Origin of the sequence: Sphingomonas canadensis (assembly GCF_026013525.1) — a bacterium.
Classification (GTDB): Bacteria; Pseudomonadota; Alphaproteobacteria; order Sphingomonadales; family Sphingomonadaceae; genus Sphingomonas; species Sphingomonas canadensis.
In genome coordinates this window covers 85,205-108,201 of the sequence record NZ_JAPDRA010000004.1, presented here as the reverse complement: position 1 = coordinate 108,201, position 22,997 = coordinate 85,205, and the positions used below count along the sequence as shown (strand labels likewise).

The window sequence follows — 22,997 nt, the reverse complement described above, 5'->3', positions numbered from 1 at the left end:
CCGCCATCGGTATCCACCCCGGCCTGGGCGAGGTGCGCCGGAAGGGGAGGGTGCGCCTGGCTTCGTTCTGGCATCCGCCCGCTGCGTCACGCTACGCATGCCACCTCCCCCTGGCGGGGGAGGATAGGGGGGCTGCCCGAGCGGCTCCGTCTCCCCCCGGCGGGGGAGGCGGGCCGGATCATTTGGCCTTGGCGGGGACGGCCTTCTTGCCGCCCTTGCCGGGCTTCTTGGGCGCGGCGGGGGTGATCTGGAAGGACAGCGCGCCGTCCTTCAGCTTCACGTTCACCTCGCCGCCGTGGACGAGCTTGCCGAACAACAGCTCCTCGGCCAGCGGCTGTTTCACCTTCTCCTGGATCAGGCGGCCCATCGGCCGCGCGCCATAGAGCTTGTCGTAGCCGCGCTCGGTGAGCCACGCCTTGGAAGGCTCGTCGAGCTGGATATGGACGCCGCGATCCGAAAGCTGGAGCTCGAGCTGGAGGATGAACTTGTCCACCACGCGGCTGACGATCTCCGGCGGCAGATAGTCGAACGGCACGATCGCATCCAGGCGGTTGCGGAACTCCGGCGTGAACAGCTTCTTCACCGCGTCTTCCTGGACGTCGTCGCGGCTGATCTGGCCGAAGCCGATCGATTCGCGCGCCATGTCGGACGCGCCCGCGTTGGTCGTCATGATCAGGATGACGTTGCGGAAATCGACGGTCTTGCCGTGGTGATCGGTCAGCTTGCCGTTGTCCATCACCTGCAACAGGATGTTGTACAGGTCCGGATGCGCCTTCTCGATCTCGTCGAGCAGCAGCACGCAATGCGGCTGCTGGTCCACCGCGTCGGTGAGCAGGCCGCCCTGATCATAGCCGACATAGCCCGGGGGCGCGCCGATCAGCCGACTGACCGAATGGCGCTCCATATATTCGGACATGTCGAAACGCTGGAGCGGGATGCCGAGCAGCTCGGCGAGCTGCTTCGCCACCTCGGTCTTGCCCACGCCGGTGGGGCCGCTGAACAGATAGTTGCCGATCGGCTTGTCCGGATCGCGCAGGCCCGCGCGGCTGAGCTTGATCGCCGCGGACAGCACCTCGATCGCCTTGTTCTGGCCGAACACGACGCGCTTCAGGTCGGTCTCCAGATTGGCGAGTACGCGGGTATCGTCGGTGGAGACGCTCTTCGGCGGGATGCGCGCCATGGTGGCGATCACCTGCTCGATCTCCTTGGGCGTGATCACCTTCTTGCGGCGGCTGGGCGGCACCAGCATCTGCATCGCGCCCACCTCGTCGATCACGTCGATCGCCTTGTCGGGCAGCTTGCGGTCGTTGATGTAGCGCGCCGAAAGCTCGACGGCGGACTTGATCGCGTCCGGCGTGTATTTCACCGAATGATGCCCCTCGAACGCGGGGCGCAGGCCGGTGATGATCTTGATCGTGTCCTCGATGCTGGGTTCGTTGACGTCGATCTTCTGGAAGCGCCGGAGCAGCGCCCGGTCCTTCTCGAAATGGTTGCGGAACTCCTTGTAGGTGGTCGATCCGATGCACCGGATCGTGCCGCCGGAGAGCGCGGGCTTGAGCAGGTTCGATGCGTCCATCGCGCCGCCGCTGGTGGCGCCGGCGCCGATCACCGTATGGATCTCGTCGATGAACAGGATCGCGTGGGGCAGCTTTTCCAGCTCGTTCACCACCTGCTTCAGCCGTTCCTCGAAATCGCCGCGATAGCGGGTGCCGGCCAGCAGCGCCCCCATGTCGAGCGAATAGATGACGGCGGGCTTCAGCACCTCGGGCACGTCGCCCTCGACGATCTTGCGCGCCAGGCCTTCGGCGATGGCGGTCTTGCCCACGCCCGGATCGCCGACATAGAGCGGGTTGTTCTTGCTGCGGCGGCACAGGATCTGGACGGTGCGGTCCACCTCCGGCCCGCGGCCGATCAGCGGATCGACCTTGCCGTTCTTCGCCTTCTCGTTGAGGTCGACGGTGAACTGCTTGAGCGCGCTTTCGCCCTTGCCGCTCTTGGCCTCGGCCTTGGCGGGCTTCTCCTCCTCGGCGCCCTTGGGCGTCTGGGTCTCGTTCGATGCGGCGTTCTTGCCGACGCCGTGGCTGATGAAGCTCACTGCGTCGAGCCGGCTCATGTCCTGCTGCTGCAGGAAATAGACGGCGTAGCTCTCCCGCTCGCTGAACAGCGCGACCAGCACGTTGGCGCCGGTCACCTCGTCGCGGCCGGAGGACTGGACGTGCAGGATCGCGCGCTGCACCACGCGCTGGAACCCGCTGGTGGGCGAGGGATCGGTGGCCTGCTCGACCTTCAGCGCCTCCAGCTCGGTGTCGAGATAGTTGGCGACGGTGTTCTTCAGGTCGCCCAGGTCCACCCCGCACGCACTCATCACCTTGCTGGCATGCTCGTCATCGACGAGCGCGAGCAGCAGATGCTCCAGCGTCGCATATTCGTGGCGCCGCGAGCTGGCGGCTTCCAGCGCCTTGTGGAGGGTCGATTCGAGCGCGGAGGCGAAACTAGGCATTGGGTGCAACTCCAGTCGGGCCGATGGGATACGAGGCCCGGTTTCTCCCTATGTCGGGACGACGGGACCTCGCATCAAGCGCTGCGGCCCGGCACCGGAGTGTAGCGGCGTATCGCCCCTTGCCCGGTGCCCTCACGCTCATCGTTTGAATAGGGAGTCAGCGCTTGCGCGATGGTTAACGGCGCGTTCCATCCGCGCCTTTGTGCGGACGATCTCCGCCTCCAGCGCGGCGACGCGCTCGTTCAGCTCCTCGACCGACAGGGGATCAAGGTCCTGCCGGGCCAGCTCGGCCAGCAGGTCCTGCTTGCGGCGGGGCAGATTCTCTTCGAGGTCCACGGTTCGCAGCGTTGACCGGCGCGAGAGCGAAGTCAATAACGGCCAGGGTTCATACGGACCCAGGGTTGTTACGGGGTCTGCGGGGGGCAGGACCATGGCGTTTCCCGAAGTGATGCGTGCGATCGATCCGGCCGGCCCCGGCGGGCCGGAGGTGCTTGTGCCGGTCGAGCGGCCCGTGCCCAGGCCGGGCGAGGGCGAGGTGCTGATCCGCGTCGCGGCGGCCGGCGTGAACCGGCCGGACGTGATGCAGCGCAAGGGCCTTTATCCGCCGCCGCCCGGCGCATCGAGCATCCCGGGGCTGGAGGTGGCGGGCACCGTGGTTGCGGCCGGGCCGGGCGTGCCGCCGGAGCTGATCGGCCAGCCGATGTGCGCGCTGATCGCGGGCGGGGGCTATGCCGAATATGCCGTCGCGCCCGCGGGCCAGTGCCTGCCGGTGCCGCACGCGATGACGATGGTGGAGGCCGCCGCCGTCCCCGAGACGCTGTTCACCGTGTGGACCAACCTGTTCGAGCGCGGATATGCCGCGGAGGGCGATACGGTGCTGGTCCATGGCGGCACCAGCGGCATCGGCACGATGGCGATCGCGCTGTGCAACCTGTTCGGCGTCACGATCATCGTCACCGCCGGATCGCCGGAGAAATGCGCCGCGGCGCTCTCGCTCGGGGCCGATCACGCGATCGACTATCGCGCGGAGGATTTCGTGGCGCGGGTGAAGGAGATCACCGGCGGGCGCGGCGTTGCGGTGGTGCTCGACATGGTCGGGGGCGATTATGTGCCGCGCAATCTGAAGTGCCTGGGCGAGGAGGGGCGCCACGTCTCGATCGCGATCCAGCGCGGGCCGGAGGCGACGATCCCGATCTTCGAGGTGATGCGCAAGCGGCTGATCATCACCGGATCGACGCTGCGCGCGCGATCGGCCGAGTTCAAGTCGCTGGTCGCGGACGAGCTGGCACAGACCGTGTGGCCTTTCGCCGCGGAGGGGCGGCTGAAGCCCGTGATCGACGCCGTATTTCCGCTGGAGGCCGCCGCAGACGCGCACCGGCGGATGGAAGCAGGCGAGCATGTGGGGAAGATCGTGCTCGCGATGGGGGAGTGATGCCGATGCGATGGCTGCCGTTCACCGCGGTCACCTGCCTGGTGGTGGGCGTGCTGTGGTTCGCGCTGTTCTTCACCGAACGTTCCTGGACCTTCGCGGAGCGGCCGGTGGTCGCCCCGCTCGACAAGGTGGCGGCCGATCCCGAGGGCGTTTTCCGCAAGTCGCTCGACGATTACGGGCTGCATCTGGTGCGCCCGCAGACGATGTTCGACATCCTGGTGAACGGCCGCAAGCTGCCGCCGGACGAGGACGACAGCTATAATCCCGGCAAGCCCGGCCAGCTCTTCGCCGGGCGATCGATCCGCGAATATGGCGTGCTGGGCATGCCGTTCGGCTGGTCCACCGAATATGGCGACGTGGTCTATTACCGCACCGATCGCGAGACGGTCTATTCGGCGCTCAACGCCTATGGCCACGATCAGGCCAGGCGCGCGAACGGCGGCGACGTGTTCCAGGGCACGACCTTCCCCTTCTGGATGTACCTGTGGGGCTGGCTGTGGGTCGCGGGCGTGGGCCTGGCGATCTGGCTGTGGCTGCGCGTGCAGGCGAAGATCCGCGAGGAGACCGGCATCCTCTGATCATCCGGCGCATAAGCCGCGCTTATGCGTTTCGCCTTGCTTTCGATTGGACCCCGCCGCGCTTGCGGGCATGAGCGCGGGCATCGGACTGGGAGGAAGCGATGCCGGAACTGATCCTTCACGAATATGCCCGCTCGGGGAACTGCTACAAGATCCGGCTGACCGCGGCGCATGTCGGCGCCGTGCTGGAGCGGCGCGAATATGACATCATGAAGGGCGAGACGCGCACCCCCGCCTTCCTGGACGGCGTCAGCGCCAACGGCCGTATCCCGGTGTTGCAGGCCGGCGGCCGCTTCCTGCCGGAAAGCAACGCCGCCTGCTTCTACCTAGCCAGCGGCACGCCGCTGATCCCCGATGACGATTTCGATCGCGCGGACATGCTGCGATGGATGTTCTGGGAACAATATAACCACGAACCCAACATCGCGACGCTGCGCTTCTGGCACGTCTGGATCGGCGAGGCGGGGTTCAGCGACCTCCAGCGCGCCAACGAACCCGCCAAGCGCGCCGCGGGGCTGGCCGCGCTGCAACTGATGGAGGAGCATCTGGCCGCGCACGACTGGTTCGCGGCCGGCGCCTTCACCCTGGCCGACATCGCGCTCTATGCCTACACCCATGTCTGCGAGGACGCGGGCTTCCGCCTGGCGGACTATCCCAACGTCCAGGCATGGCTGGCGCGGGTGGCGGCGCGGCCCGGTCATGTCACGATCGAGGTCTGAACGGTAACCGAACTGTCGCCGCGGCGGAATCGGCGTGTAACAATCCGTGGTCATAGCGGCGCCCCAGGGCAAGGGTAATCTCTGGGGGTTCGCGACATGGCGACGGTAACCAGGCTTCCGTTCGGGCTGGATCCGGCGGACTTTTCGTCTTCGTCTCCGTCGATCCCCGAACGCGCGGTGAGCGAGCGGCGGCGCTATCGCACGGTGTGGATCTCCGACGTCCACCTGGGCACGCGCGGCTGCAACGCTGCGATGCTGATCGACTTCCTGGATCATGTCGACAGCGAGACCATGTACCTGGTCGGCGACATCATCGACGGCTGGGCGCTGAAGAAGAAATTCTACTGGCCGGCGGCGCACAACGACATCCTGTGGCGCGTGCTGAAGCGGGCCAAGCGCGGCACCCGGATCGTCTATGTTCCCGGCAACCACGACGAGATGTTCCGCCAGTTCACCGGGCTGAACTTCGGCGGGGTCGAAATCCGCCGCCACGCGATCCACGAGACCGCCGACGGCAAGCGGCTGTTGGTGCTGCACGGCGACGAATTCGATGCGATCATGCTGTCGCACCGCTGGCTCGCCTATCTGGGCGATGCGGCATATGAGGCGATCATGGGGCTGAACCGCTGGTTCAACGCCGTGCGCGCGGCGCTGGGCCTGCCCTATTGGTCGCTGAGCAAATACGCCAAGCAGAAGGTGAAGAACGCCGTCGAGTTCATCTCGCGCTTCGAAGAGGTGGTGGCGCACGAGGCCGGCGCGCGCGGCGTGGACGGTGTCATCGCGGGGCATATCCACACCGCCGAAATGCGTGCTATCTCCGGCATCGAATATTACAACGACGGCGATTGGGTCGAAAGCTGCACGGCCTTGGTCGAGCATCATGACGGCCGGATGGAGATCCTGCACTGGGCGGACGAGCTGGCAGCACGGGAAAGCGCGCCACGGAGCGATGCGATGCGGAAAGCGGCCGCCTGACGCCGCACGATCCGATGCGCATCGCGATCATCACCGACGCCTGGGAGCCACAGGTAAACGGCGTGGTCCGCACCCTTCAGGCGATGCGGGCCGAGCTGACCAAGGCGGGGCATGAGGTGCTCGTGATCTCGCCCGATCTCTTCTATTCGCTGCCGTGCCCCACCTATCCGGAAATCCGGCTGGCGGTGACGCGGGTGGCCAGCGTGGGGGCGATGCTGGAGGCGTTCGCGCCCCAGGCGATCCATCTGGCGACCGAAGGGCCGCTGTGCGTCGCCGCGCGCCGCTGGTGCCTGCGCACGAGCAATCCCTTCACCACCGCCTATCACACCCAGTTCCCGGACTATGTCTCGGCGCGGTCGGGCGTGCCGGCGGCGTGGATCTGGCGCTATATCAAGTGGTTCCACGGGCCGAGCGAGGCGATCCTGGCCTCCACGCCGTCGATCCGCCAGTCGCTGGTCGATCACGGGCTGACCCAGGTGCGCAACTGGGGCCGCGGCGTGGACCTGGACAATTTCCGCCCCGGGCTGGCGCCGCATCCGGCGATGCAGGGGCTTCAGGGGCCGGTGCAGCTCTATGTCGGCCGCGTCGCGGTGGAAAAGAATCTGGAGGCGTTCCTGGCGTGCCGCCATCCGGGGACCAAGGTGGTGGTGGGCGACGGGCCTGCGCGCGCCGCGCTGGAGGCGCGCTATCCCCAGGCGCGGTTCCTGGGCGCGATGTTCGGCGAGGAGCTGGCGAGCGCCTATGCCGCGGCGGACGTGTTCGTCTTCCCCAGCCGCACCGACACCTTCGGGCTGGTGATGATCGAGGCGCTGGCCTGCGGGGTGCCGGTGGCGGGCTATCCGGTCACCGGCCCGGTGGACGTGCTGACGGCGGAGACCGGGGCGATGGACGAAGACCTGGACGCCGCCATCGCCGCCGCGCTGACGCGCGACCGCGCGGCGTGCGCCGCCTATGGCCGCACCTTCACCTGGCGGGCGAGCGCCAGCCAGTTCCTCCACGCGCTGGCCCCGATCGGCGACGAGGCGGTGGCGGCCTGAAGCGGGCGGCCGCAAGCCATTAATTCCTCGAACAACTTGCCCCCGCCGCGTTCCGGGATTAATGCTCGCCCCGTGAACGGCCGCCCGGTGAGGGCGGCCCTTGTTGTTTCTGGAGAATATCACCGTGGCCCAGCCGCTGATGCCGCATGCGACCGCTTCCTGGCTGGTCGAGAATACGTCGCTCACCTTTGAGCAGATCGCCGAGTTCTGCGGGCTCCACATCCTGGAGGTTCAGGCGATCGCCGACGATACCGCCGCGACCAAGCTGACCGGCCGCGATCCCGTCCGCGCGCACGAGCTGACGATGGACGAGATCGAGAAGGGGCAGAAGGACGCCAACTACGTCCTGAAGATGATGAAAGGCCCCGAGCAGGTCCGCCGCACCAAGGGGCCGCGCTACACCCCGGTTTCCAAGCGCCAGGACAAGCCGGACGGCATCGCCTGGATCCTGCGCCACCATCCGGAGATTTCGGACGGCGCGATCGGCAAGCTGATCGGCACCACCCGCACCACCATCGCCGCGATCCGCGATCGCAGCCACTGGAACATCGGCAACATCGTGCCGAAGGACCCGGTGACGCTGGGCCTGACCACCCAGCGCGAGCTGGACGCCGCGGTGGCCAAGGCCGCCAAGGCCGCCGGCATCGAGGCGCAGGTCGACACCCGCCTGGAGGGCGACCGCGAGGCGCTGATCGAGCAGCTCCGCGCCGAGCGCGAGGCCGCGGCCCATGCGGCCGAGCTGGCCGCCAGCGGCGAAGAGGCCCCGGCACCCGCGTTCGAGGACCCCTTCAAGCGCTGAGCGGCGCCCAGGGCGAACGCCCAGGGACCATGCACAAGGCCCCTTCCCCGGCGGGGAGGGGCCTTTGCCGTTTCAGGCGCCTGCGGTTTCGGGGAACAGCGCGGCGTGGCGTTCGCAGATCGCGTCCCACAGCCCGGCCGCGGCGGGCACCCGGAGCCCGAATTCGTCCGCCAGAACGGCCACCAGCTCGTCCGCGCTGCCGATCGTGCGGGTCGCGACGCCGTCCGGCCCGCGCTCGCTGAACACGCGGCCGCGCAGCGTGCGGTGGCGATCGCCCACGCGCCGCTGCACCACCAGATTCTGGACGAAGGGCGATTCGGGGATATCCTGGAGCTCGGCGCACTTGGCCGCGAGCAACGCCTCGTCCGCGGGGCCGTCCAGGAAATCATAGGTAAAGGGGCTGCCGCCGTCGAACAGTTCGGCGAAGCGCCAGTGGCCGCCGGGCTCGCGCGCCAGCCATATGCGGTACGGCGGATGTTCGTGCGCGCCCTCCGCCAGCGGCACCGGCGCGGCCTGGCTGCCGCCGAAGCCGGCGTCCACCAGCCAGTCGCGCTCCAGCGACACCTTGAGCGCAAGGTGGTTGCCCATGGCCGCCTCGCCCTGCCGTTCGCGCATCACGCCGCCGCTCAGCCGGGTCACGCGGAAGCCAAGTGCGGCCAGCGCCCAGCCGAGCAGGCCGTTCTGCTCGAAGCACCAGCCGCCGCGCCGATCGCCGACGATCTTGGCATAGATCGCGGGCAGCGCGGTATCGAGCCTGCGGCCGAGCTGGACGTCGAGATTCTCGAAAGGCACGGCGGCGACGTGCGCACGCATCACGCCCTCCAGCGTCGCAAGGTCCGGCGTGCGCGGGCCGGCATAGCCGATACGGTCCAGATAGGCGTCGAGTTCCATGCCCGGGCGGTAGCGCGGCCCGCGCCGCGGCGCTACCCTTGGCCGGCCGCAGCGGGGGAACCCGGCCCGCGCGCGGACGGGAGGATGCCGCATGTGTGATCAGGATACCGCCGCCGACAACGACCGCTATCTTTCGCGCCGCGCGTTCGGCGCCGGAGTGGGGGCGGCGGGGCTGATGGCGATGCTGCCCACGCCCGCGGACGCGCGCCCGCTCAAATCGCGCGAGGTGACCGTGGCCATGCCCGATGGCAGCGCCGAAGCCTATTTCGTCGCGCCCGATGCGGGCAGGCATCCCGGCGTGCTGGTGTGGCCCGATATCGGCGGCCTGCGCCCCGCCTTCCGCAAGATGGCCGACCGGCTGGCCGCGTCGGGCTATGCGGTGCTGACGGTCAACGCCTTCTACCGTTCGGCCCGGCCGCCCTATACCCAGCCGGGCGAGGCGCCCGACGCCCCGGCGATTCGCGAGCGGGCGATGGAATATCGCAAGCTGCTGACGCCCGATGCCGCCGCCGGCGACGCCCGCGCCTTCATCGATTTCCTGGATGCGCAGGGCGAGGTGGATACCGCGCGCGGCATCGGCACCACCGGCTATTGCATGGGCGGGCCGCTGGTGATGCAGACCGCGGCGGCGCGGGCGGACCGGGTGCGCGCGGGCGCATCCTTTCACGGCGGCGGGCTGGCCACCACCGCGCCGGACAGCCCGCACCTGCTGATCCCGCAGATGAAGGCGGGCTTCCTGATCGCCGTCGCGGAGAATGACGACGGGCGCACGCCCGAGGAGAAGGTGCGGCTGCGCACCGCCTTCGACGCGGCGAAGCTTGCGGCCGAGATCGAGGTTTATCCGGGCACGCTCCACGGCTGGTGCCCGCCCGACAGCCGGGTGTACAACGAACCGCAGGCCGAGCGCGCCTGGGCGCGCCTGCTCGCGCTGTTCGAGCGCACGCTGGGCGCCGCCGCATGACCGGTGGCGCCGCGCTGGCGGGGCGCGATGCGCCGCCGGACGCGGACGTGCTGCTGGCACCGGCTTTTGTCAGCGAGACGGAGCGCCGCGCGCTGCTGGCCTGGGCGCGCGCGATGGAGCCGCATCTGCGCGCCAACGCCACCGCCTCCACCAGCGGCAACGCGCCGCGGCGGTTCCGCCGGGTGGAGCGGCTGCCGCGGATCGACCCGCTCTACACGGCGGTGCGGTTGCGGCTCCAGCATGCGCTGGGCATTCCCGCCGATGCGGAGCCCGAGCCGCAGTTCGGATGGTATCTCAGCATCATCCGCGCGGGCGGGCTGGTGCATCTGCACATCGATTCGGCGCCGCCGGGCAAACGCCATCTGCGCGCCAACCTGTTCCTCCAGCTTCCCTACAAGGGCGGGCTGCCGGTGATCGAAACGCGCGCGCGGCAGGTGGCGGAGGGAATGGTGCTGGCCTTCTTCCCCAGCGAACGGCCGCATATGTCGCAGCCGGTGTTCGGCCGCAGGCGCCGGATCATCCTGTCGTTCGGCTATCTGGTGCCCGGCGATTACGCGCTGCCCGCCGCGTTGACGCGCTGACGATTGTTCCGTATTTGTTCCAAAATCGGTTCGCAGGAGGATGTGATGGCCGGCCAGCTCGTCTTGTACACTAATCCCATGTCGCGCGGCCGCATCGCGCGCTGGATGCTGGAGGAAACCGGCGTCCCCTATGAGGCGGTGGTGGTCGATTACGCATCGACGATGAAGGCGGCGCCCTATCTGTCGGTCAATCCGATGGGGAAGGTTCCGGCGATCGTGCATGACGGCAAGGTGGTCACCGAATGCGCGGCGATCTGCGCCTATCTGGCGGAGGCGTTCCCCGAGGCCGGGCTGGCGCCACGGCCGGAGGAGCGCGCGGACTATTACCGCTGGCTGTTCTTCGCCGCCGGCCCGGTGGAGCAGGCGGTGACCAACAATCATGCCGGGTTCGTGCCCAGCGCCGATCAGGCGCGGATGTTCGGCTATGGCAGCTATGACCAGACGGTGGACGTGCTGGAAAAGGCGGTACTGGCGAATCCCTATATCGCCGGCAGCCGCTTCACCGCGGCGGACGTCTATGTCGGATCGGCGGTGGGCTGGGGCGTCCAGTTCGGCACGCTGCCCAGGCGCGACGCCTTCGCCGATTATTTCGCCCGGGTCAGCAGCCGGGAGGCCTATGTCCGCGCGACCGCGATCGACGATGCGCTGATGGCACCGGCGCAGGCATAGGCGCGCGTTGGAGTCGGCTCGCGGCCGTTCCCCGGCGTTCGGCGGGGACCGGACCGGTCCGGTCTCGCCGGACCCCATGCCGGATACATCTCGCTGGGAATTGGAACCGGCGGTCCCGGCCGTGCGGGCGGCTCAATAGCCGCGGCGCATCGCCCGCATCCGCGCGGGCAGCTCCGCCATCACGGCCTTGCGGTCGGCGTCGTCGGTCTCGCCCCAGCGGGTGATCTCGGCGGCGGTGCGGCCGCAGCCTTCGCACCAGCGCGTCTTCCGGTCGATCCGACAGATGTTGACGCACGGGCTCTCGATGACGGGAACGACCTCCCACATCGCGCGGGCTCAGCCGCCGATGGAGAAGTTGAGGAAGTCCGGCATCGGGCCGTTCCAGCCATCGTCGGGGCCGTCGTCGGCGGGCTCGTGGCGGCGCTGGCGCTCGGGACGGGGCTGGCGTTCCTGGCGGGGCTCGGAACGCGGCGGCCGTGCCTCGCGCGGTTCGCGTTGCGGACGCTCGTCGCGCTCCGCCCGCTCGGGCTTGGCGGTCCGTTCGGGCCGTTCGGCCTTGTCCGCCTGTTCGGCCCGCTCGGGCTTCTCGCCCCGGCGCGGCTTTTCGGCCCGGGCGCGTTCGCGGCGGGGCGGCGCCTCTTCGCCGGCATCGGCCGATCCGCCGCCCGGCGCGGCGATCCGCTCGATCTTCTGCCCGGTCAGCTTCTCGATCTCGGCGATGTTCTCGGCATCGTCGGGGGTCACCAGCGTATAGGCGGTGCCGGTGGCGCCCGCGCGGCCAGTGCGGCCGATGCGGTGGACGTAATCGTCCGGATGCCACGGCGCGTCGAAGTTGAAGACGTGGCTGACGCCCTTGATGTCCAGCCCGCGCGCGGCGACGTCCGACGCGACCAGGATGTTGACGTCGCCCTTCTTGAACCGGTCCAGCTCTGCCAGCCGCGCGGGCTGTTCCATGTCGCCATGGATCTCGCTCGACGCGAAGCCCGATCGCTGGAGGCTCTTGTTGAGCTCGCGCACCGTGGTCTTGCGGTTGCAGAAGATGATCGCGGTGTGCAGGTCCTCGGCGCGCAGCAGCTCGCGCAGCGCCTCGCGCTTCTTCGCCGCGGCGACGGGCACCACGAACTGGCGGATGTTGGTGTTCGTCGTGGCGGGCCGCGCCACCTCGACCCGCTTGGGATCGTTCAGGAACTTGTCGGCCAGCTTCTTGATCACCGGCGGCATCGTGGCCGAGAACAACAGCGTCTGGCGGTTCTTCGGCAGCTTGGTGCAGATCTCCTCGATATCGGGGATGAACCCCATGTCGAGCATCCGGTCCGCCTCGTCGATCACCAGCAGGCTGCAGCCGGTGAGCAGGATCTTGCCGCGGCCGAACAGGTCCATCAGCCGCCCGGGCGTGGCGATCAGCACGTCGACGCCCTTTTCCAGCGCCTTCACCTGATCGCCCATCTGAACGCCGCCGATCAGCAGCGCCATGGATAGCTTGTGGTGGACGCCGTATTTCTCGAAATTCTCGGCCACCTGCGCCGCCAGCTCGCGCGTGGGCTCCAGGATCAGGCTGCGCGGCATCAGCGCGCGGGTGCGCCCTTCGCCCAGAATGTCGATCATCGGCAGCACGAAGGCCGCGGTCTTGCCCGTACCCGTCTGGGCGATGCCGATCAGGTCCTTGCCCATCAGCACGCTGGGGATCGCCTGGCGCTGGATCGGGGTCGGCTCGGAATATCCGGCCGCTTCTACTGCGCGTAGCAGTTCGTCTGAAAGGCCGAGGTCGGCAAAGCTCATGCAAATGTCCGGAAAGGGGGCGTGGACACCACGCCGCTAACCCGCCCGGCGCTTGCCTATTTGGGAAGCGATGTCAAGCACTCTGGGCGTTCTCTTGCGGCGGAGTGGGCCGAGGCCGGCTAAACAGGGCGGCCCCTACCGCGCCGGCACCAGCGCCCGGAAGCTGTCGATGCTGCATGTGCCGCCCGATCGCGAGCGGATCGAATCGCGTTTGGCGCACATCTTCCCGTCCTTGTGCGGGCGCACGTAGAAGCCGGAATAGAAGCCCAGCGCCGGGCAGTTGGAGCCCAGCCGCGCGCGCAGCCGCTTGCCGTCGCTCAGCATCAGCTCGATCGTGTCGCCCGGGCTGACGGCGAAGCCGACGATCTTGTCCAGCTTCACGCAATCGTCCGCCTTGCGTTCGGTGAACACCATGGGCGGGGGGCGGCGGGGGAAGCTGCGCGTCACGATCGTGGTGCGCGTCACCGTCATCCGCGGCACATGGATCACCATCTGCTGGGTCGTGACTCCCCATCCGCCAGGGCTGGCCGGCGCCGCCGCGGGCACGGCGAGAAGCGCCGCCAGCGCGGACGCAGTCAGTGCAGTCTTCCTCTTCACATCGCCCGGCATAGCGCCCGGGCTTGAACATGAGATGAATTGGAACGGCCCCGCGCGCCATGCTATTGCCCGCGCCGATGACCCCGCAGCAGCAGAATCTGGTCGAAACCGTCCGCGAACGCTTCGGCCCCAAGTCCGTGACCACCGATGCCGATGCGATCGCGCCCTGGCTGAGCGATTGGCGCGGCCGCTACCATGGGGCGTCCGCGGCGCTGCTCACGCCGGGATCGACCGGGGAGGTCTCCGCGATCGTCGCGCTGGCGGCGGCGGCCGGGGTCGCGCTGGTGCCCCAGGGCGGCAACACCGGCATGTGCGGCGGCGCGACGCCGCCGGCGGACGGATCGGCGCTGCTGCTCTCCACGCGCCGGATGAACCATATCCGGCGGATCAGCGCCGAGGAGAATCTGGCGGTGGCGGAGGCGGGCGTGATCCTGGCCGATCTGCACGAAGCCGCGCTGGAGCAGGGGCGGCGCTTCCCCCTCACGCTGGGCGCGCGCGGATCGGCGACGATCGGCGGGCTGGTGTCCACCAACGCGGGCGGCACGCAGGTACTGCGCTTCGGCAACATGCGCAGCCTGGTGGCGGGCGTGGAGGCGGTGCTGCCCGATGGATCGGTCCACAACGGCCTGCCGGTACTGAAGAAGGACAATCGCGGATACGATCTCAACCAGCTCCTGATCGGGGCGGAGGGCACGCTGGGCATTGTCACCGCGGCCAGCCTGCGGCTTGTTCCCGCGGTCGCGTCGCGCGCGGTGGCCTGGGTGGGGCTGGAGACGCCGCAGGCCGCGCTAGACCTGCTGCGCGCGATGGAGGCGCGGACGAACGCGATCGAAAGCTTCGAGATCGTGCCGGCGAGCGCGCTGTCGCTGGTCCTGGAGCAGATCCCCGGCACCCGCGCGCCGCTGGCCGCGCCCCAGCCGTGGAATGCGCTGATCGAGGCGGTGGCGAGCGGCGCGGACGACGAGGCGCCCGGCGCGCTGCTCGAACGGCTGCTGGGCGATGCGCTGGAGGCCGGGATGGCGGTGGACGCGGTGGTCGCGGCCAGCGAGGCGCAGGCGGAGGGCTTCTGGCGCATCCGCGATTCGATCTCGGAGGCGGAGCGCACCGCGGGCGTCACCATCGCGCACGACATCTCCGTGCCGATCCCGGACATGCCGCGCTTCATGGTGGAGGGGGCGGCGGCCGTGGAATCGCGCTTCCCCGGCACGCTGGTCAGCCCCTATGGCCATCTGGGCGACGGCAATGTCCATTTCCATGTGCGCGCGCCCAAGGGAGCCGACGAGGTGCATTGGTATCCCGCCCATGCTCCTGAAATCACGCGATTTGTTCACGATCTGGTGGTCGCTTCCGGGGGCTCGATCTCGGCCGAGCACGGCATCGGCCAGTTGAAGCGCGCGGAGCTGGAGCGGCTCGGCCCGCCGGTGCGCGTCGCGACGTTGCGGGCGATCAAGCACGCGCTCGATCCGCGCGGTATCCTCAATCCCGGCAAGCTCGTCACGCTTGCGCCGGAAGCGCCCGCGCCATAGAGCGCAGCATCCGAGAATCCATACTACAAGCCGTTCCCAGGAGATTTCGATGGCCACCGCGCCGCAGCAGCAGCCGCTTCCTCTCTTCTACCAGGACCTCCAGCCGCTTTCGAGCCAGCTTCATGGGGAGTTCCGCGCGCGCCCTGTCGATCGCGCGCCGTTCCTTGTCCACCAGCATGCGGTGCCGGTGACGGTCGAGGAATTCCCGATCCTGCAGCGTTTCATGCCGATCGTCTTCTCGATGGGCGAAGACCCCGTGCCGCTGGCGCTGATGGGCCTGAACGAGGGCGTCAACGTCTTCTTCGACGATGAAGGCAAGCTGATCGAGCAGAACTTCTACGTCCCGGCCTATATCCGCCGCTATCCCTATATGCTGGCGCGCCTGCGGCAGGACAGCGACGAGCTGTCGCTGTGCTTCGATCCCACCTCCGACGCGATCGGCCCGGGCGAGGAAGGCGAGAAGCTGTTCGGCGAAGACGGCCAGCCGAGCGAGGCGACCAAGGGCATCCTGCAGTTCGCCGAGCAGTTCGAGCGCGCGGGCCAGAACACCGGCCTGTTCGTCAAGGAGCTGGCGGACCTGGACCTGCTGATGGACGGCGAGGTCTCGATCCAGCCCGAGGGCGCGGCCCAGCCGTTCGTCTATCGCGGCTTCCGCATGATCGACGAGCAGAAGCTCAACGATCTGCGCGGCGACCAGCTTCGCAAGATGATGCAGAACGGCATGCTGCCGCTGATCTTCGCGCACCTCTTCTCGCTAGGCCAGATGCGTGAGATCTTCGGGCGCCAGGTGCAGCAGGGCAAGATGCCCGCGCCGCAGCTTGTGAGCTGATCCGATGGCGATCCAGCGCGGCGACGGCTACAGCAAGGGCGCGATCGCCTTTCATTGGGTGATCGCCGTGCTGGTTCTTTTCAACCTGTGGCTGGGGCTGTTCCACGACGCCCTGCCGCGGGAGTGGCGGGTGATCCCGCTGCACAAGACCCTGGGCATCCTGATCCTGGTGCTCAGCGTCGCGCGGCTCGGCTGGCGGCTGGCGCACACGCCCCCCGCGCTGCCGGACGCCATGCGCGGCTGGGAACGCGCCGCGGCCAAGGCGATGCACTGGGCGCTCTATGCGCTGATGATCATCCTGTCGATGAGCGGCTGGGCGATGTCCTCCGATCCGGAACGGCCGCGCGCGGTGAGCATGTTCGGGCTGTTCGATATGCCGCTGCTGCCGGTGGGCCATGGCGCCGCCGAGGCGGCGCACGAGGCGCACGAGCTGCTGGGATTCCTGATGGCCGGGCTGGTGGTGCTGCATATCGCCGCCGCGCTGCGCCATCATTTCCTGCTGCGCGACGATGTTCTCGCGCGGATGATTCCGGGGCTGCGCCGCCGCGGCTGAGCGGAGTCCGGCTGCCGGGTTTTTTGCCCGAAATTTTGTTTTGACATGTGACCTTGAAACCACAGGTCCCGTTATTTATATTCGTGGGGTACGGCTTCGTGTTCCCCCTTTCGCGGGGTCGTACGGCACGCCTTCGGGCGTGTCTCCTCCCTGAACCTTGGCCACCTCGTGCCTAGTCACGAGGTGGCTTTTTTCTTGCCCGGCTATTCGGCGGCCAGCGCGGCCGGCATCGCCTCGTCCGCGGCGGCGTCGATCATCGCGCGCAGCGCGGCGGCGGCGGCGGCCAGCCCCAGCCCGGGGCGATCGAGCGCCGCATCGAGATAGAGCGCGCGGCAGAATTCGATCTGGATCGCGTGGATGCCGCGGCGCGGATCGCCGTGGCGGTTCAGTATGTGCCCGCCCGAATAGGGCGCGTTGGCGGCGCAGGCCAGGCCGTGCGCGCGTGCCGCGCCCTCGATCCTTCCCATGAACCGTGCCGAGGCCGATTTGCCGAACCGGTCGCCAAGCACGATCCGCGCCCTGCCGTGGCCCAGCGGCGGCATCGAATGCACGTCGAGCAGCACCGCCACGCCGAACCGGGCGCGCGCCGCCGCAAGGGCCGCCGCCACCGCTTCGTGATAAGGCCGGTGGTCCGCGGCGATGCGCGCGCGCACCTCCTCGTCCGAAAGCCGGCGGCGCAGGAAATCGCCCGCCGCGCCCGCGCGCCGCGGCACCAGCCCCAGCCCGCTGCGAATCTTGGACGATTGCGGCTGCCCGCTCAGCGAGGCGCCGTCGTCGATCCGCGGATCGCGCTCGTTCTCGGCGCGGTTCAGGTCGATCCAGGCGCGCGCGCGTCCGGCGATGAACAGCGTCTCGCCGCGCACCGCCTCCAGCGCGATGGCGTCGGCATGCCGGTCCTCCAGCGGGCGCAGCGCCTCCAGCGGAAGCTGCAGCGCCGCGCGCAGCGGCAGCGGATAGTCGCGCCCGGCATGGGGCACCGATACCACCACCGGGCTCTGCGGCTCGGACGGGCCATGGCGAAGGAAGGAGGGTGCCGGAATCACGTATGCGAAAGCTATGCCGGGCGTCCCGATACGGCAACATCGTCTGTCGGCTGCGTCTGGAAATTCTTAAGGGCTGCGGGCATATAGGGAACGCCGTCGCTCACGGATGGGACCGCAATGTACCGAATTCTGCTGGCCGAGGACGATCGCGTGATGCGCGACTATCTCACGCGCGCGCTCGAACGCTCCGGCTATGCGGTCACGGCCGTCGATCGGGGGACGGCGGCGCTGCCGCTGATCGAGGCGGAGCGGTTCGATCTGCTGCTGACCGACATCGTGATGCCGGAGATGGACGGGATCGAACTGGCCCAGCGCGCCGGCGAGATCGCGCCCGACATGCGCGTGATGTTCATCACCGGCTTTGCCGCGGTGACGCTGAAGGCGGGCAAGCAGATGCCCCAGGCGCGCGTGCTTTCGAAGCCGTTCCACCTGCGCGATCTGGTGCTGGAGGTGGACCGGCTGTTCGAGCAGGGCAGCTTCACGACGAGCGGCTAGATACCCGCATAGGATTCCTGTTTCGCAGCGCTTGCGCGGGCCAAGAGGACTCGCTAATGCGCCGCTTCCCGTTTCGGCCCGATGGGCCATGGGCGCGTAGCTCAGTGGTAGAGCACTGTGTTGACATCGCAGGGGTCGCAAGTTCAATCCTTGCCGCGCCCACCATTTAAAGGCCCGCCGTCGCAAGACCGGCGGGCCTTTGCTTTTCCGGCCCGTTTGCGCAGGCCCTTGCCGCGCCGCACCATCGGCCGCTAGAAGCGCGGCCGTGACGGGTTCCCCGCAAGGGGATCAAAAGGGAACTTCGGTGCGATGCCGAGGCTGCCCCCGCAACTGTAACCGGCGAGCAGGCGCGCCAGCATGCCACTGGGCCAGATGGCCCGGGAAGGCGGCGCGTCCGGCAGCGACCCGGGAGCCAGGAGACCTGCCCGCCACCGTCGATTCCTCTGCGCGGGCGGGGTGCACCGGGCGGACGGGGGAGGGTGACCGGCACCCGATCCCGCGCGAGCGACACCGCAACGTGCCGCCCGCGCCATTTCAGGCAGGGCGGCCCAACGAAGGGTGTCTTGTCATGAAGTTGCTGGTTTCAATCCTGTTTTCGTCGGCCGCGCTGCTGCCCGCGGTTTCCGCGCATGCCCAGATCCATAGCGACGACGCGGACGGCGGCCGTGCCTATTATGTGGAGCAGGAGGCGGACGACCTGATCGTCGTCGCCAGCGGCGTGGCGCAGCAGGCGCGCGAATCGGGCCGCGCCGTCACCGTGCTGGATCGCGCCACGATCGAGCAGCGCCAGGCGGTCTCGCTCGCCGATCTGCTCGCCACCACGCCGGGCGTCACCCTGTCGCGCAACGGCGGGCCGGGGGCGGTGACCGCGGTGCGCGTGCGCGGCGCCGAGGACGCGCAGACGCTGGTGCTGATCGACGGCGTGCGCGCCAACGATCCCTCGTCGCCCGCGGGCGCGTTCGATTTCGGCAACCTGCTGGCCGGCGCGATCGAGCGCGTCGAGCTGTTGCGCGGCCCCAATTCGGTGGTGTGGGGCAGCCAGGCGATCGGCGGCGTCGTCAATGTGGTGACGAAGCAGCCGGAGGCGGGGCTGAGCGCACGCGCCAGCGCCGAATATGGCTATGCCGACCAGGTTTCGGCCAATGCCGCGATCTCGGGCGGCTCCGATCGCGTGCAGGGGGCGCTGACCGGCGGCTGGTTCCGCACCGACGGCGTCTCGCAGGCCGCGTCTGGCACCGAGCCCGACGGATATCGCCAGTATAGCGCCAGCGGCCGTCTGAAGGTGGAACTCATCCCGGGCGTGCGCGGGGAGCTGGGCGGATATTGGGCCGACAGCCGCACCGATCTCGACGGCTATCCGCCCCCCAGCTACGGCTTCACCGATACCGCCGAATATTCCACCGCACGCGAGTTCTATGGCTATGCCGGGCTCCACGCCGATGTGGGGCCGGTGGCGAACCGGCTGAGCTTCACCGTGGCCGACATCGATCGCGACAATTTTGATCCCGCGGCAGGCGCCGCGCCGCTCTATTTCTATCGCGGGCACAGCGAGCGTTTCGCCTATGGCGGCGATGCGCGCGTGGCGGACGCGCTGCGGCTGGTGTTCGGGGCGGAGCGCGAGCGGCTGGGCTTCTTCGACGGGGCCAGCCGGTTCCGCTCGGCGATCACCAGCTTCTACGGCCAGGCGATCGTCACCCCGGTTGAGGCGGTGACGGTAACCGCGGGCGTGCGCAACGACGATCACAGCCGCTTCGGCAGCCACGCGAGCTGGGGCGCCAGCATGGCGTTGCGCCCCGCATCGGGCACGCTGCTGCGCGCGGCCTATGGCGAGGGGTTCAAGGCGCCCACGCTCTACCAGCTCTTCGCGCCCTTCTACGGCACCGGCACGCTCGATCCGGAAACGGCCAAGAGCTATGAGCTGGGCGCCGAGCAGGAGCTGATCGGCGGCGCGCTGCGGATCGCGGCGAGCTGGTTCCACCGCGATACGCACAACCAGATCGATTTCGATCTGGGCAGCTTCACCTATCGCAACATCGCCCGCACCCGCACCAGCGGCGTCGAACTGGAGATCGCCGCACGCCCGGCGGAGGGGCTGACCTTCACCGCTAGCTACAGCTTCATCGATGCGGAAAACCGTTCGCCGGGCTATGCGGGCAACCGGCTCGCCCGCCGTCCGCGCGATTCGGCGAGCGTTTCGGCCGACTGGCGGACGCCGCTGGGGCTGGCATTGGGGGCAACGGTGACGATCGTTGGCGACAGCTTCGACGATGCCGGGAACTTCACCCGGCTGGACGGCTATGCGCTGGCGGCGATCCGGGCCGAAATGCCGGTGAGCGCGGGGCTGTCGCTCTATGGCCGTGTCGAGAATCTGTTCGACGAACGCTATCAGACGGTCGCGGGCTACGGCACCTATGGCCGCGCGGCCTATGCCGGCGTGCGCGTGCGGTTGCCGTGATACGGGGCGCCGCGCTGCTCGGGACGCTGGCCGGCGTGCTCGTCGCGGGCTGTGCGGCGCCGCCCTCGCAGGGGGCGGGGGGGATCGTCTCGCTCAATCCCTGCGCCGATGCGATGCTGGTCGAGCTGGTGCCGCCGGATCGGATCGCGGCGATCAGCCATTATTCGCAGGACCCCGGCGCGACCTCGATCGACCTCGCGGTCGCGCGCCGCTTCCGTGCCACCGCGGGCACGGCGGAGGAGGTGATCGCGCTGCGCCCCGGGCTGGTGATCGCCAGCAGCTTCACCCAGGCCGCTACGCGCGAGGCGTTCGCGCGCGCCGGGCTGCGCACGCTCTATCTCGATTCGCCGGTAACGATCGCGGCCAGCCGGGCGCAGGTGGCCCGGCTCGCCCGGGCGGTGGGGGCGGAGGATGCCGGGCGGGCGATGATCGCGCGGATCGACGCGGCGATCGCCGCCGCCGCGCCGCCGCCGGGACCGCGCGTGCCCGCGCTGATCTGGATCGGGGGCAACCTTGCCTCGGGCGGGAGCAACCTGGTCAACCAGATGCTGGCGCTCGCGGGGTTCGAAGACCGGGCGGCGCGCTATGGCCTGGCCTATACCGGCTATCTGCCGGTCGAGACGGTGGCCGCCGATCCGCCGCGCGTGATGTTCGTGCCTGATGACGGCAGCGGGCGCGACGCGGGTTCGCGCGCGGCGGCGATGCGCGCGCGCGTGCTGGCGCATTCGCCCGCGCGCGTCACCGAGGCGCGGTTTCCCCGCGATCTGGTCAATTGCGGCGGCCCGGTGATCGCGCGCGCGATGACCCGGCTGGCTGAGGTGCGGCGGAGCATCGCGCCATGAGCCGCGCCGCGCTGATCGGGGGGCTTGCGGCGCTGGCCGCGCTGTTGTTCGCGGCGTCGCTGATGGCGGGCAAGGCGTGGGTGCCGCCATCGGCCTGGTTCTCGGCCGATCCGCTGTGGTGGATCGTCGTCGAGCTGCGCCTGCCGCGCGCGATCCTGGCGCTGGCGATCGGCGCCGCGCTGGGCCTGTCGGGCGCGGTGTTGCAGGGCTATCTGCGCAATCCGCTCGCCGATCCGGCGGTGCTGGGGGTCTCGTCGTGCGCGGCGCTGGGGGCGGTGGCGGCGATCACGCTTTCGGCCATGGCCGCGCCGCTGCTGCTGTTCGGCGCGGCGATGGCGGGCGCGGGCGGGGCGATGCTGCTGCTCGCGGCGCTCGCCTGGCGATCGGAAAGCCCGGTCGCGTTCGTGCTCGCCGGCACCGTGCTGGCCAGCCTGGCGGGTGCGCTCACCGCCTTCCTGATTTCGATCGCGCCCAATCCGCTGGCGGTGGCCGAGGTGATGGACTGGATCATGGGGGCGCTCACCGACCGCAGCTTCGCGGAGGTCAGGCTGGCGCTGCCCTTCCTTGCGGCCGGTTGCGGGCTGCTGCTGTTCACCGGCCGCGCGCTCGACGCGCTGACGCTGGGCGAGGACGCGGCGCGATCGATGGGCGTGCGGATGGACCGGGTACGGCTGCTGGTGGTGCTGGGCACCGGGCTGGCGGTTGGCGCCAGCGTGGCGGTGACCGGGGTGGTCGGCTTCGTCGGGCTGATCGTGCCGCATCTGCTGCGTCCGCTCGCGGGGGCCAGGCCCGGGGCGCTGCTGCTCCCCTCGGTGCTGGGCGGCGCGGCGCTGCTGCTGGCGGCGGACAGCCTGGTGCGGCTGGCCCCCGGCGCGGGCGAGGTGCGGCTGGGCGTGGCGATGGCCCTGCTCGGCGCTCCCTTCTTCCTCGTGCTGCTGCTGCGCGAACGGAGGCGGGCATGGATCTGACGGTCAGCGATCTTTCGGTCACGCTCGGCGGGCGCAAGGTGCTCGACGCGGTGGCGGCGCGGCTCCAGCCCGGCCGGGTGACCGCGATCCTCGGCCCCAACGGATCGGGCAAGTCCACGCTGGTCAAGGCGCTCGCGGGGCTGATCGACCTGGATGCCGGCCATGTGCGAATCGGCGGGCGGCTGGTGCAGCGGATCGACCCGCGCGAACGCGCCCGGACGATCGGCTATCTGCCGCAGGACGCGACGGTCCACTGGAACCTGGCGGTGCGCGAGCTGGTGGCGTTGGGGCGGCTGCCGCATCGTTCGCCCTTCGCGGGGCCATCGGCGGCGGACGAGAGCGCGGTGATCGCCGCGCTGGCCGCCACCGGCACGCTCGCGCTCGCCGATCGCGCGGTGGACACGCTTTCGGGCGGGGAGCGCGCCCGGGTGCAGCTCGCGCGCGTGCTGGCGGGCACGCCCGATTGGCTGCTGGCGGACGAGCCGCTCGCCAGCCTCGATCCCGCGCACCAGCTCGGGCTGCTCGAGCGGCTTCGCGGGCTGGCGGAGGCGGGGATGGGCGTGGTGGTGGTGCTCCACGACCTGGTCCAGGCGGCGCGCGCGGCGGACGAGGTGCTGCTGCTGCGCGACGGCCGCGTGATCGCGTTCGCCCCCGCGCGCGAGGCGCTGGCGCACCAGCCGCTTCGCGAGGCCTTCGGTGTCGAGGTGATGGTGGTCCCCGACGCGGAGGGCCGCCTGCTGCCGATCCCGATCGGGCGGAGTTAGGGAA

The 22,997-nt window shown here is 69.5% G+C and carries 24 protein-coding genes, 1 tRNA gene and 1 riboswitch; of the genes, 18 read left to right on the top strand and 7 right to left on the bottom strand.

Going from position 1 to position 22,997, the window contains the following annotated elements:
* Positions 1 to 178 precede the first annotated feature (178 nt).
* Positions 179 to 2,500: an ATP-dependent Clp protease ATP-binding subunit ClpA gene (gene clpA, locus OM513_RS10125; protein WP_264944070.1), complete on the bottom strand. Its 2,322-nt coding sequence runs from the start codon at positions 2,498 to 2,500 to the stop codon at positions 179 to 181.
* Positions 2,501 to 2,638: 138 nt separating this feature from the next.
* Positions 2,639 to 2,836: a DUF1192 domain-containing protein gene (locus OM513_RS10120; protein ID WP_264944069.1), complete on the bottom strand. Its 198-nt coding sequence runs from the start codon at positions 2,834 to 2,836 to the stop codon at positions 2,639 to 2,641.
* A 94-nt stretch (positions 2,837 to 2,930) separates the two neighbouring features.
* Between OM513_RS10120 and OM513_RS10115 the strand changes: the two genes are divergently transcribed.
* From OM513_RS10115 to OM513_RS10090, 6 genes are all read left to right on the top strand, one after another.
* Positions 2,931 to 3,932 (top strand): NAD(P)H-quinone oxidoreductase, encoded by a 1,002-nt coding sequence (locus tag OM513_RS10115; protein ID WP_264944067.1) that lies wholly within the window; start codon positions 2,931 to 2,933, stop codon positions 3,930 to 3,932.
* Between the two features lie 5 nt (positions 3,933 to 3,937).
* On the top strand, positions 3,938 to 4,510 hold the full coding sequence (locus OM513_RS10110; RefSeq protein ID WP_264944065.1) for a hypothetical protein: 573 nt from the start codon (positions 3,938 to 3,940) through the stop codon (positions 4,508 to 4,510).
* A gap of 101 nt (positions 4,511 to 4,611) precedes the next feature.
* Positions 4,612 to 5,229, top strand: coding sequence for a glutathione S-transferase family protein (locus tag OM513_RS10105; RefSeq protein ID WP_264944063.1), 618 nt, complete (start codon positions 4,612 to 4,614; stop codon positions 5,227 to 5,229).
* A 96-nt stretch (positions 5,230 to 5,325) separates the two neighbouring features.
* A complete protein-coding gene (locus OM513_RS10100; RefSeq protein WP_264944062.1) occupies positions 5,326 to 6,204 on the top strand; it encodes a UDP-2,3-diacylglucosamine diphosphatase in 879 nt (292 codons plus the stop codon).
* Between the two features lie 14 nt (positions 6,205 to 6,218).
* Complete coding sequence (locus tag OM513_RS10095; protein ID WP_264944060.1) at positions 6,219 to 7,241, top strand: glycosyltransferase family 4 protein; 1,023 nt, start codon at positions 6,219 to 6,221, stop codon at positions 7,239 to 7,241.
* A gap of 139 nt (positions 7,242 to 7,380) precedes the next feature.
* Positions 7,381 to 8,040, top strand: coding sequence for a cell cycle transcriptional regulator TrcR (locus OM513_RS10090; protein ID WP_380916318.1), 660 nt, complete (start codon positions 7,381 to 7,383; stop codon positions 8,038 to 8,040).
* A gap of 72 nt (positions 8,041 to 8,112) precedes the next feature.
* Here OM513_RS10090 and OM513_RS10085 read toward each other — a convergent pair whose 3' ends face one another.
* Positions 8,113 to 8,931 (bottom strand): arylamine N-acetyltransferase family protein, encoded by an 819-nt coding sequence (locus OM513_RS10085; RefSeq protein ID WP_264944059.1) that lies wholly within the window; start codon positions 8,929 to 8,931, stop codon positions 8,113 to 8,115.
* 91 nt (positions 8,932 to 9,022) lie between these two features.
* Between OM513_RS10085 and OM513_RS10080 the strand changes: the two genes are divergently transcribed.
* The 3 genes from OM513_RS10080 to OM513_RS10070 are packed head-to-tail and all read left to right on the top strand — an operon-like array spanning position 9,023 to position 11,142.
* Entirely contained in the window at positions 9,023 to 9,892 is an 870-nt protein-coding gene (locus OM513_RS10080; RefSeq protein WP_264944058.1) for a dienelactone hydrolase family protein, read from the top strand.
* Entirely contained in the window at positions 9,889 to 10,473 is a 585-nt protein-coding gene (locus tag OM513_RS10075; RefSeq protein WP_264944057.1) for a hypothetical protein, read from the top strand. Before OM513_RS10080 ends, OM513_RS10075 begins: the two co-directional genes overlap by 4 nt.
* A gap of 45 nt (positions 10,474 to 10,518) precedes the next feature.
* Positions 10,519 to 11,142 (top strand): glutathione S-transferase family protein, encoded by a 624-nt coding sequence (locus tag OM513_RS10070; RefSeq protein ID WP_264944056.1) that lies wholly within the window; start codon positions 10,519 to 10,521, stop codon positions 11,140 to 11,142.
* Positions 11,143 to 11,274: 132 nt separating this feature from the next.
* Here OM513_RS10070 and OM513_RS10065 read toward each other — a convergent pair whose 3' ends face one another.
* The 3 genes from OM513_RS10065 to OM513_RS10055 all read right to left on the bottom strand — a co-directional run bounded on the left by OM513_RS10065 (position 11,275) and on the right by OM513_RS10055 (position 13,518).
* Positions 11,275 to 11,469: a DUF1289 domain-containing protein gene (locus tag OM513_RS10065; RefSeq protein ID WP_264944055.1), complete on the bottom strand. Its 195-nt coding sequence runs from the start codon at positions 11,467 to 11,469 to the stop codon at positions 11,275 to 11,277.
* A gap of 9 nt (positions 11,470 to 11,478) precedes the next feature.
* On the bottom strand, positions 11,479 to 12,921 hold the full coding sequence (locus tag OM513_RS10060) for a DEAD/DEAH box helicase (RefSeq protein WP_264944054.1): 1,443 nt from the start codon (positions 12,919 to 12,921) through the stop codon (positions 11,479 to 11,481).
* A gap of 135 nt (positions 12,922 to 13,056) precedes the next feature.
* Positions 13,057 to 13,518 (bottom strand): hypothetical protein, encoded by a 462-nt coding sequence (locus OM513_RS10055; RefSeq protein ID WP_264944053.1) that lies wholly within the window; start codon positions 13,516 to 13,518, stop codon positions 13,057 to 13,059.
* 77 nt (positions 13,519 to 13,595) lie between these two features.
* On the opposite strand from OM513_RS10055, the gene OM513_RS10050 reads away from it, so the two are divergent.
* From OM513_RS10050 to OM513_RS10040, 3 genes are read left to right on the top strand one after another with little or no spacing between them, the layout of a single operon-like run.
* Positions 13,596 to 15,044 carry an FAD-binding oxidoreductase gene (locus tag OM513_RS10050; RefSeq protein ID WP_264944052.1) on the top strand — a complete coding sequence of 483 codons (1,449 nt, stop codon included), beginning with the start codon at positions 13,596 to 13,598 and terminating at the stop codon, positions 15,042 to 15,044.
* A gap of 49 nt (positions 15,045 to 15,093) precedes the next feature.
* Positions 15,094 to 15,873: a SapC family protein gene (locus OM513_RS10045; protein WP_264944051.1), complete on the top strand. Its 780-nt coding sequence runs from the start codon at positions 15,094 to 15,096 to the stop codon at positions 15,871 to 15,873.
* Between the two features lie 4 nt (positions 15,874 to 15,877).
* The gene (locus OM513_RS10040; RefSeq protein WP_264944050.1) at positions 15,878 to 16,426 is read left to right on the top strand and encodes a cytochrome b; all 549 of its coding nucleotides are present in this window, start codon (positions 15,878 to 15,880) and stop codon (positions 16,424 to 16,426) included.
* A gap of 203 nt (positions 16,427 to 16,629) precedes the next feature.
* On the opposite strand, the gene OM513_RS10035 is transcribed toward OM513_RS10040, so the two are convergent.
* Complete coding sequence (locus OM513_RS10035; protein WP_264944049.1) at positions 16,630 to 17,469, bottom strand: N-formylglutamate amidohydrolase; 840 nt, start codon at positions 17,467 to 17,469, stop codon at positions 16,630 to 16,632.
* A 117-nt stretch (positions 17,470 to 17,586) separates the two neighbouring features.
* On the opposite strand from OM513_RS10035, the gene cpdR reads away from it, so the two are divergent.
* The 6 genes from cpdR (at position 17,587) to OM513_RS10005 (ending at position 22,993) form a co-directional block, all read left to right on the top strand.
* Positions 17,587 to 17,964, top strand: a complete 378-nt coding sequence (cpdR, locus tag OM513_RS10030) for a cell cycle two-component system response regulator CpdR (RefSeq protein WP_264944048.1) — start codon at positions 17,587 to 17,589, stop codon at positions 17,962 to 17,964.
* A gap of 90 nt (positions 17,965 to 18,054) precedes the next feature.
* A tRNA-Val gene (locus OM513_RS10025) sits at positions 18,055 to 18,129 on the top strand.
* A gap of 88 nt (positions 18,130 to 18,217) precedes the next feature.
* A riboswitch (cobalamin riboswitch) is annotated at positions 18,218 to 18,407 on the top strand.
* Positions 18,408 to 18,532: 125 nt separating this feature from the next.
* Complete coding sequence (locus OM513_RS10020) at positions 18,533 to 20,419, top strand: TonB-dependent receptor plug domain-containing protein (RefSeq protein ID WP_264944046.1); 1,887 nt, start codon at positions 18,533 to 18,535, stop codon at positions 20,417 to 20,419.
* Entirely contained in the window at positions 20,416 to 21,261 is an 846-nt protein-coding gene (locus OM513_RS10015) for an ABC transporter substrate-binding protein (protein ID WP_264944045.1), read from the top strand. The genes OM513_RS10020 and OM513_RS10015 overlap by 4 nt, the downstream gene beginning before the upstream one ends.
* Entirely contained in the window at positions 21,258 to 22,229 is a 972-nt protein-coding gene (locus OM513_RS10010; RefSeq protein WP_264944043.1) for a FecCD family ABC transporter permease, read from the top strand. Before OM513_RS10015 ends, OM513_RS10010 begins: the two co-directional genes overlap by 4 nt.
* Positions 22,220 to 22,993 carry an ABC transporter ATP-binding protein gene (locus OM513_RS10005; protein ID WP_264944042.1) on the top strand — a complete coding sequence of 258 codons (774 nt, stop codon included), beginning with the start codon at positions 22,220 to 22,222 and terminating at the stop codon, positions 22,991 to 22,993. Before OM513_RS10010 ends, OM513_RS10005 begins: the two co-directional genes overlap by 10 nt.
* The last annotated feature ends 4 nt before the right edge of the window (positions 22,994 to 22,997 follow it).